Origin of the sequence: Pseudomonas putida (assembly GCA_041071465.1) — a bacterium.
Lineage (GTDB): Bacteria > Pseudomonadota > Gammaproteobacteria > Pseudomonadales > Pseudomonadaceae > Aquipseudomonas > Aquipseudomonas putida_P.
The window spans coordinates 2,308,258-2,317,500 of record CP163498.1 but is presented as its reverse complement, the minus strand read 5'-3'; the positions used below and the strand labels follow the sequence as shown (position 1 = coordinate 2,317,500).

Here is a 9,243-nt window from a genome sequence, read left to right as displayed (position 1 = left end):
CAACCCGCGGCTTCTAAAGTACACCAGCGCCGCGTAGTCGCTGCAGCTCGCCGGCACCCAACCCCAACACTTCCCCCAGCACCACGTCGGTATGCTCGCCCAACAGTGGCGGCGCCCGGCGATACTCCACCGGCGTCTCCGACAAGCGTATCGGGCTCGCGACCTGCGGTACGCTACCCGCCAACGGATGCGCCATACTTACCGCCAGCCCTCGCGCCAGCACCTGGGGGTCCTGGAACATCTGCGCCAGGTCATTGATTGGCCCACACGGCACCCCTGCAGCTTCCAGCTGGCGCACCCATTCAGCCGTGGTCTTGAACACCGTGGCTTGGCGTATCAGTGGAATCAGCTCGGCCCTGTTCGCCACCCGCAGTTTATTGGTCACAAAGCGCGGGTCATCCGCCCATTGCGGCTGCCCGGCCACTTCGGCGAACTTGCGGAACTGGCTGTCATTACCCACGGTAAGAATGAAGTCTCCATCCGCCGTCGGGAAATCCTGATAAGGCACTATGTTGGGATGCGCATTACCCAGCCGGCGAGGCGAGGTGCCTGTGGTCAGATAGTTCATTGCCTGATTCGCCAGGCAGGCCACCTGCACATCGAGCAATGCCATATCGACATGCTGGCCGACCCCGGTCTGATCCCGGTGGGCGAGGGCAGCAAGCATGGCAACCGTGGAATACAGTCCGGTCAGAATGTCGGTAAGCGCTACACCCACCTTCACCGGCCCTGCACCTGCCTCACCTTCTGGGCGACCGGTCAGGCTCATCAGCCCACCCAGCCCCTGGATCATGAAGTCATAGCCAGCGCGCTTGGCATATGGGCCGGTCTGGCCGAAGCCCGTAATGGAGCAATAGATAAGCTGTGGGTTGACTGCCTTCAGGCTCTGGTAGTCCAGGCCATAGGCAGCCAGCCCACCCACCTTGAAGTTCTCGATGACGATATCGCACTTAGCCGCCAACTCACGCACCAGGCGCTGCCCCTCGGGCTGGGTAAAGTCGATGGTCACCGAACGCTTGTTGCGATTGGCCGACAGGTAGTAGGCCGCCTCGCCGGTGTTCTCACCCTCGACATCCTTGAGGAAGGGTGGCCCCCATGAGCGGGTATCGTCGCCACTGCCAGGGCGCTCGACCTTGATCACGTCAGCGCCAAGGTCAGCGAGAATCTGGCCAGACCACGGGCCGGCCAACACGCGCGAAAGGTCCAGCACCCGCAGATGTGATAGCGCGCCCATGGACTGCTCCTTATTAATAGAAGGCCTGGATACCGGTTTGCGCACGCCCCAGAATCAGCGCATGCACGTCATGAGTACCTTCGTAGGTGTTGACCACCTCCAGGTTGACCAGGTGGCGAGCCACACCAAACTCGTCGGAGATGCCGTTGCCACCGAGCATGTCGCGCGCCATACGGGCGATATCCAGCGCCTTGCCGCAGGAGTTGCGCTTCATGATCGAGGTAATCTCCACTGCAGCCGTTCCTTCGTCCTTCATGCGCCCCAGGCGCAGGCAGCCTTGCAGCGCCAGCGTGATTTCCGTCTGCATGTCGGCCAGCTTTTTCTGGATCAATTGGTTGGCGGCCAACGGGCGTCCGAACTGTTGGCGGTCCAGGGTGTATTGGCGGGCGGTGTGCCAGCAAGCTTCAGCGGCACCCAGCGCCCCCCAGGAAATACCGTAGCGAGCCGAGTTCAGGCAGGTGAACGGGCCTTTGAGGCCACGTACATCCGGGAAAATGTTCTCGTCCGGCACGAACACATTGTCCATGACGATTTCGCCAGTGATCGAGGCGCGCAGGCCGACCTTGCCATGGATCGCCGGAGCACTGAGGCCCTGCCAGCCTTTCTCCAGCACGAAGCCACGGATATCGCCCTCATCGTCCTTGGCCCAGACCACGAACACGTCGGCGATGGGGCTGTTGGTGATCCACATCTTGCTGCCGGTAAGACGGTAGCCACCGTCCACCTTCCTGGCCCGGGTAATCATCGAGCCCGGGTCGGAGCCATGGTTAGGTTCGGTCAGGCCGAAGCAACCGATCCACTCGCCACTCGCCAACTTGGGCAGGTACTTCTGTTTTTGTGCCTCGGTGCCAAATTCGTTGATCGGCACCATCACCAGCGACGACTGCACACTCATCATCGAGCGGTAACCTGAGTCGATGCGTTCCACTTCGCGGGCAATCAGGCCATAGCACACGTAATTCAAACCGCTGCCACCGTACTGCTCGGGAATGGTTGCACCCAGCAGGCCGATTTCACCCATCTCGCGGAAGATCGCCGGGTCGGTCTGCTCATGACGGAAAGCCTCGAGCACACGTGGGGCCAGCTTGTCCTGGGCGAACTGATAAGCGCTGTCACGCACCATGCGCTCTTCCTCAGTGAGCTGCTGATCCAGCAGCAGCGGGTCGATCCAGTTGAAGCTTGCTTTACCGGCCATGAGCGAAATCCTCGTAATAGGGGGCAGTTTCTTGTGCCTTTGAGCCTAGGCTTGATCAGCCGCCGGGACAAACGAGGATTGCGCACCAATTAGTGATAATTTGTCACTTCGTAAATCGGCAAAACGCCATATTGACAGCCTTACAAGTGAGGTTGACGTACATGCGCCGCAAGATCCCCAGTACCGCCGCTCTGGTTTGCTTCGAAGCGGCGGCACGTAACGAAAGCTTTACCAAGGCTGCCCAGGAACTCGCCCTGACCCAAAGCGCCGTCTGTCGGCAGATCGGTGGGCTAGAAGCCTTCCTTAATGTGGAACTGTTCCGCCGCTCGCGCAGGGGCGTGAAGCTTACCGAAGCCGGCCTGTCCTACAGTCGCCAGGTGGCCACCCAGCTGGACGCCGTGGAACGCGATACCTTGTCGGTGATGCGCCTGCAGGGCGCCAATGTGATCGAGCTGGCGGTGGTGCCGACGTTTGGCACTCAATGGCTGCTACCACGGCTCAAGGACTTCCAGCAGCGCCACCCAGAGGTCACGGTCAATCTCACCAACCGCACCCGGCCATTCCTGTTTGCGGACACAACCTTCGATGCCGCCATCTATTTTGGTGATGCCGATTGGTCTGGCACCCAGTCGCACAGGCTGATGGGGGAAAACCCAGTACCGGTGTGCAGCCCGGTACTGCTGGATGGGCAGGGCAAGCTCGAGGCACGCCACATCGCGCAGCTTCCCCTGCTGCAGCAAAGCACGCGCCCCTATGCCTGGCGGCAATGGTTCGGCAGCGTAGGTATGAATGTTGAACGCGACATGACAGGCCCGCGCTATGAACTATTCTCGATGCTCGCCCAGGCGGCCATGCACGAAATGGGCATTGCCCTGATACCGCCGTTCCTGATCCAGCGAGAGCTGGAGGAGGGTAGGCTGGTGGTCGCTAACAGGCATGCCCTGAGTAGCGACAAGGCTTACTATCTGATGATTCCCGAACGCAAGGTAGAGTCAGCATCGCTACGTGCGTTTCGCGACTGGCTGGTGAGCCAGGCCCAGGCATACACAGGCAAAACAAGAACAAGTGCGACAAATTGACTCTGTAGTCAATTATTTTAAACACCTACAGATATATGTATTTGTCGCTTTTTCGAAAACTGTAATGCAGGCATAAAAATACCCTTTAACCCTGCTTAACACGCGGCTTTGCGGGTTATTTTGCGACATCCACCAATCCGTAAGCGAATTCTTCGCATTTTTTTTGTTTTTTTCTCCTAATCTGCCAATAGCCCATGCTTGACGGGCTGCAGCCTTATCGCTGCGACAAGCGGTCACAGGGTGACTTGTAGTTTTAACTTCGTTTCGCTCCAGAACCGGTTGAAGGCCTCTGGGTTCGTCTGCAAAATGCTTCGCCCGCCCGGTATCCGGCGGGCCGGCGCTCCACAGCCGCCCCAGCTCACCATCCGAAGTGTGCTGGCTTTTACAAAGACAAAAGGTCACCGCAGGAGAAATAGTCGTGCACATTGGTGTTCCTCTCGAGACGCAGACCGGTGAGACAAGGGTCGCTGCGACCCCCGAAACCATCAAGAAACTGATTGGCCAGGGCCATCAGGTCACCGTCCAACGGGGTGCAGGGCTCAACGCCGCCATTCCGGACAGTGCCTATGAGGCCGTGGGTGCTTCCCTGGGGAGCGCAGCCGACGCCTACGGCGCCCAATTGGTACTCAAAGTGGTCGCCCCCAACGACCAGGAATTGGCCCTGATCAACAGTGGCAGCCTGCTGGTGGGCATGCTCAACCCGTTCAACAGCGAACTGATCGGCAAGATGGCCGAACGCGGCATCACCGCTTTCGCCCTGGAGGCCGCGCCGCGTACCTCTCGGGCGCAAAGCCTGGATGTGCTGTCGTCGCAAGCCAACATCGCCGGTTACAAGGCCGTGTTGCTGGCAGCCCATCACTACCCACGCTTCATGCCCATGCTGATGACCGCTGCCGGTACCGTTAAGGCCGCACGCGTGCTGATCCTCGGCGCGGGCGTTGCCGGCCTGCAGGCCATTGCCACGGCCAAGCGCCTGGGTGCGGTGATCGAAGCATCCGATGTACGCCCAGCCGTGAAGGAGCAGATCGAGTCGCTGGGCGCCAAATTCATCGACGTGCCCTATGAGACCGACGAAGAGCGCGAGTGCGCCGAAGGCGTCGGCGGCTACGCCCGACCCATGCCGGCCAGCTGGATGCAACGCCAGGCCCAGGCCGTGCACGAACGCGCCAAGCAGGCCGATATCGTCATTACCACCGCGCTGATCCCCGGGCGCAAGGCACCGACCTTGCTCAGTGCCGAAACCGTGGCGCAGATGAAGCCCGGCTCGGTGGTCATCGACCTGGCTGCGGCCCAGGGCGGCAACTGCCCACTGACCGTTGCCGACCAGGTGGTGCAGGAAAACGGCGTGACCATCGTCGGCCCGACCAACCTGCCTGCGCAGGTGGGTGCCGATGCCTCGGCGCTGTACGCGCGCAACCTGCTGGACTTCATGAAGCTGCTGTTCGACAAGGACGGCGCGCTGGTCATCAACCTCGAAGACGACATCGTCGCGGCCTGCCTGATGTGCCGTGATGGTCAGGTCGTCCGCAAGAACGGCTAAGGAGCACGACAATGGAAGACATGCTGATTTCTCACGGCATCTACAACCTGATCATCTTCGTGCTGGCCATCTATGTGGGCTACCACGTGGTGTGGAACGTCACCCCGGCGCTGCACACCCCGCTGATGGCGGTTACCAACGCCATTTCGGCGATCGTCATCGTCGGTGCCATGCTGGCTGCCGCGCTGACCGTGACCCCGGCTGGCAAGCTGATGGGCACGCTTGCCGTGGCCCTGGCCGCAGTCAATGTGTTCGGTGGCTTCCTGGTCACCCGCCGCATGCTTGAAATGTTCAAGAAGAAAACCAAGAACGAGGCGCAGAAGTAAGCATGAGCATGAATCTGGTAACGCTCCTCTACCTCGTCGCCTCGGTGTGCTTCATCCAGGCGCTCAAGGGCCTGTCGCACCCGACTACCTCGCGGCGTGGCAACCTGTTTGGCATGATTGGCATGGGGCTCGCCATCCTTACCACGGTTGGCCTCATTTATAAGCTAGGTGCAGAACTGGCCACCGCCGGCATCGGCTATGTCATCGTCGGCCTGCTGGTCGGTGGCACCGCCGGCTCGATCATGGCCAAGCGCGTCGAGATGACCAAGATGCCGGAGCTGGTCGCTTTCATGCACAGCATGATCGGCCTGGCGGCGGTGTTCATCGCCATCGCCGCCGTACTCGAGCCGCAGTCGATGGGCATCGTTGCCGCCATCAGTGACCCGATCCCTACCGGCAACCGCCTGGAGCTGTTCCTCGGTGCTGCCATCGGTGCCATTACCTTCTCCGGTTCGGTGATCGCCTTCGGCAAGCTGTCGGGCAAGTACAAGTTCCGCCTGTTCCAAGGCGCTCCTGTACAGTTCGCGGGCCAGCACAAGCTGAACCTGATCCTCGGCCTGACCACCATCGCCCTGGGCCTGCTGTTCACTTTCACCGGTCATTACAGTGCCTTCACCCTGATGCTGGTCCTGGCCTTCATCATGGGCGTGCTGATCATTATTCCGATCGGCGGCGCCGACATGCCGGTGGTGGTGTCGATGCTCAACAGCTATTCGGGCTGGGCAGCGGCCGGTATCGGCTTCTCCCTGAACAACTCGATGCTGATCATCGCAGGCTCCCTGGTGGGCTCGTCCGGTGCCATCCTCTCGTACATCATGTGCAAGGCGATGAACCGTTCGTTCTTCAACGTCATCCTCGGCGGCTTCGGTGGCGATACCGACACTGGCGCGGCGCAAGGTTCGCAAGAACAGCGCCCGGTGAAATCTGGTTCGGCTGACGATGCCACCTTCCTGCTCAGCAATGCCGACAGCGTAATCATCGTCCCAGGCTACGGCCTGGCGGTGGCCCGTGCCCAGCACGCATTGAAGGAGCTTACCGAGAAGCTGACCCACAACGGCGTAACCGTGAAGTATGCGATTCACCCAGTGGCGGGCCGCATGCCCGGGCATATGAACGTCCTGCTGGCCGAAGCCGAAGTGCCATACGACCAGGTGTTCGAGATGGAGGACATCAACGCCGAGTTCGGACAGGCCGACGTGGTGCTGGTGCTGGGCGCCAACGATGTGGTCAACCCGGCGGCGAAGAACGACCCCAAATCGCCAATCGCCGGCATGCCGATCCTCGAAGCGTTCAAGGCCAAGACCATCATCGTCAACAAGCGCTCCATGGCCAGCGGCTATGCTGGCCTGGACAACGAACTGTTCTACTTGGACAAGACCATGATGGTGTTCGGTGACGCCAAGAAGGTCATCGAGGACATGGTCAAAGCAGTGGAGTGACAACGGCCGCTGCAAACCAGCTGATATAAAGGAAGCCCCGGTCAGAATCTGTCGGGGCTTTCCTTTTATTGATCCGGATCAACGGCTCTACTTCAAGGCTTCTCATACGACCATGGTCGTGGGACGGCAATGGGCGAAATCTCTAGACTGCGCTGCAGTAGTTTCAGTAGCCCGAGATAACAATCCATGTACCGTGATCGTATCCGCTTGTCCTCCCTGCACAGCAAGGTAATGAGTGCGGCTGATGCCGCTGGTCTGATCGAGGACGGCATGACCGTCGGCATGAGCGGTTTCACCCGCGCCGGCGAAGCCAAGGCCGTACCGCATGCACTGGCCGAACGTGCCAAGCAGTCGCCACTGAAAATCAGCCTGATGACCGGCGCCAGCCTGGGCAACGACCTGGACAAGCAACTGACCGAGGCCGGCGTGCTGGCTCGCCGCATGCCGTTCCAGGTCGACAGCACCCTGCGCAAGGCCATTAACGATGGCCAGGTGATGTTCATCGACCAGCACCTGTCGGAAACCGTCGAGCAATTGCGCAACCAGCAGCTGAAGCTGCCGGACATCGCAGTCATCGAAGCCGTGGCCATCACCGAGCAAGGCCACATCGTGCCGACCACCTCGGTGGGCAACTCGGCCAGCTTCGCGATCTTCGCCAAGCAGGTGATTGTCGAGATCAACCTCTCGCACAACACCAACCTCGAAGGCCTGCATGACATCTACATCCCGACCTACCGCCCGACCCGCACCCCCATCCCGCTGGTCAAGGTAGACGACCGTATCGGCAGCACCGCCATCCCGATCGACCCGGCCAAGATCGTCGGTATCGTCATCAGCGACCAGCCAGACTCGCCGTCCACTGTGCTGCCGCCAGATGATGAAACCCAAGGCATCGCCGACCACCTGATCAACTTCCTCAAAAAGGAAGTGGACGCTGGCCGCATGACCAACAAGCTCGGCCCGCTGCAAGCCGGTATCGGCAGCATCGCCAACGCGGTGATGTGCGGCCTGATCGAATCGCCGTTCGAAGACCTGACCATGTACTCCGAAGTACTGCAGGACTCCACCTTCGACCTGATCGACGCCGGCAAGCTGAGCTTCGCCTCGGGTAGCTCGATCACCTTGTCCAGCCGCCGCAACGCCGACGTGTTCGGCAACCTGGAGCGCTACAAGGACAAGCTGGTGCTGCGCCCGCAGGAAATCTCCAACCACCCGGAAGTGGTACGTCGCCTGGGCATCATTGGTATCAACACCGCACTGGAGTTCGATATCTACGGCAACGTCAACTCCACCCACGTCTGCGGTACCCGGATGATGAACGGCATTGGCGGTTCGGGCGATTTCGCTCGTAACGCCCACCTGGCCGTATTCGTCACCAAGTCGATTGCCAAAGGTGGCGCGATTTCCAGCGTGGTGCCAATGGTCAGCCATGTCGATCACACCGAGCACGACGTGGACATCCTGGTCACCGAGCAGGGCCTTGCCGACCTGCGTGGTCTGGCGCCGCGCGAACGGGCACGGGCGATCATCGACAACTGTGTGCACCCAGACTACCGCGCTGCGCTGAACGATTACTTCGATCGCGCCTGCCAGCGTGGCGGCCATACCCCGCACATCCTGCGTGAAGCGTTGAGCTGGCACGAGAACCTGGAAGAAACCGGGCGCATGCTGGCTAGCTGATGGAGAAGCGGCCTTGTGTCGCGATGGGGCTGCACAGCAGCCCCTTCTTTTTCAGCTGTAACGCCGCAATCCTGGGCCGGTCTGCGGCCTTGTCGCGACACAAGGCCGCACCATTACGACTGTGCTGCACAGTCCGGCCTTCCTTCTTTATAAAACTGTTCTACTGTACCGGTTTTCAACCGATCCTCGCCGCTTAAAACCATCTCCATCTCTTAAATCGCACCATATTCGTGCAGACCAGTACAGTTGCGCCATTTTCGAGTGCAACAGTAGGGTTACACAGTTAACTGAGCCATCGTCTTTCAACTGAACTGTATCTACTGTTATGGACAGCAGAGGAGGATCATTGGCATCAGTTAAATCACTACCTAATCCCGCCATAAGCGGAAGGATGAAGCATCATGGAACGTACCCTCAGTTCCGGTCTGGTTTTTGAAAGCAACGCCCAGCAATCCAACGCATCGATGCCGCTGCGCGCACTGTCCACCCTGCTGCTGTGGCAGCGCCGTATGGCCAGCCGCCGTCAACTGGCTCGCCTGGACAGCCGCCTGCTGGCCGACGCCGGTATCAGCGAGTCGCAGCGTTACGAAGAGCTGAGCAAGCCTTTCTGGCGCTAAGCACCGGCTTGCCGGCTGCGGCCGGCACCGCGAATTCCCAAACCCGTTGCAGGTCACTGCAACGGGTTTTTTATTGCCCGAAAGGCGCGTTGCAGAGCGCTCAAGGTCATTACCAGTACAGTTTTGTAAAAAC

9 protein-coding genes are annotated in these 9,243 nt (G+C 60.1%); 6 read left to right on the top strand and 3 right to left on the bottom strand.

Annotated features, from left to right (window positions below):
• Window positions 1-13: 13 nt before the first annotated feature.
• Window positions 14-1,234, bottom strand: a complete 1,221-nt coding sequence (locus AB5975_10805) for a CaiB/BaiF CoA transferase family protein (GenBank protein ID XDR22253.1) — start codon at window positions 1,232-1,234, stop codon at window positions 14-16.
• A gap of 13 nt (window positions 1,235-1,247) precedes the next feature.
• Complete coding sequence (locus tag AB5975_10800) at window positions 1,248-2,429, bottom strand: acyl-CoA dehydrogenase (protein XDR22252.1); 1,182 nt, start codon at window positions 2,427-2,429, stop codon at window positions 1,248-1,250.
• A gap of 161 nt (window positions 2,430-2,590) precedes the next feature.
• On the opposite strand from AB5975_10800, the gene AB5975_10795 reads away from it, so the two are divergent.
• A complete protein-coding gene (locus AB5975_10795) occupies window positions 2,591-3,508 on the top strand; it encodes a LysR family transcriptional regulator (GenBank protein XDR22251.1) in 918 nt (305 codons plus the stop codon).
• A gap of 12 nt (window positions 3,509-3,520) precedes the next feature.
• On the opposite strand, the gene AB5975_10790 is transcribed toward AB5975_10795, so the two are convergent.
• The gene (locus AB5975_10790) at window positions 3,521-3,934 is read right to left on the bottom strand and encodes a hypothetical protein (protein ID XDR22250.1); all 414 of its coding nucleotides are present in this window, start codon (window positions 3,932-3,934) and stop codon (window positions 3,521-3,523) included.
• On the opposite strand from AB5975_10790, the gene AB5975_10785 reads away from it, so the two are divergent.
• The 5 genes from AB5975_10785 to AB5975_10765 all read left to right on the top strand — a co-directional run bounded on the left by AB5975_10785 (window position 3,927) and on the right by AB5975_10765 (window position 9,110).
• A complete protein-coding gene (locus tag AB5975_10785) occupies window positions 3,927-5,048 on the top strand; it encodes a Re/Si-specific NAD(P)(+) transhydrogenase subunit alpha (GenBank protein ID XDR22249.1) in 1,122 nt (373 codons plus the stop codon). The two genes, AB5975_10790 and AB5975_10785, sit on opposite strands and share 8 nt — an antisense overlap.
• An 11-nt stretch (window positions 5,049-5,059) precedes the next feature.
• Window positions 5,060-5,374 carry an NAD(P) transhydrogenase subunit alpha gene (locus tag AB5975_10780; protein XDR22248.1) on the top strand — a complete coding sequence of 105 codons (315 nt, stop codon included), beginning with the start codon at window positions 5,060-5,062 and terminating at the stop codon, window positions 5,372-5,374.
• 2 nt (window positions 5,375-5,376) lie between these two features.
• Window positions 5,377-6,813, top strand: a complete 1,437-nt coding sequence (locus AB5975_10775; GenBank protein ID XDR22247.1) for an NAD(P)(+) transhydrogenase (Re/Si-specific) subunit beta — start codon at window positions 5,377-5,379, stop codon at window positions 6,811-6,813.
• Between the two features lie 186 nt (window positions 6,814-6,999).
• The gene (locus tag AB5975_10770; GenBank protein ID XDR22246.1) at window positions 7,000-8,493 is read left to right on the top strand and encodes an acetyl-CoA hydrolase/transferase family protein; all 1,494 of its coding nucleotides are present in this window, start codon (window positions 7,000-7,002) and stop codon (window positions 8,491-8,493) included.
• A 401-nt stretch (window positions 8,494-8,894) separates the two neighbouring features.
• Window positions 8,895-9,110: a DUF1127 domain-containing protein gene (locus AB5975_10765; protein XDR22245.1), complete on the top strand. Its 216-nt coding sequence runs from the start codon at window positions 8,895-8,897 to the stop codon at window positions 9,108-9,110.
• Window positions 9,111-9,243 lie beyond the last annotated feature (133 nt).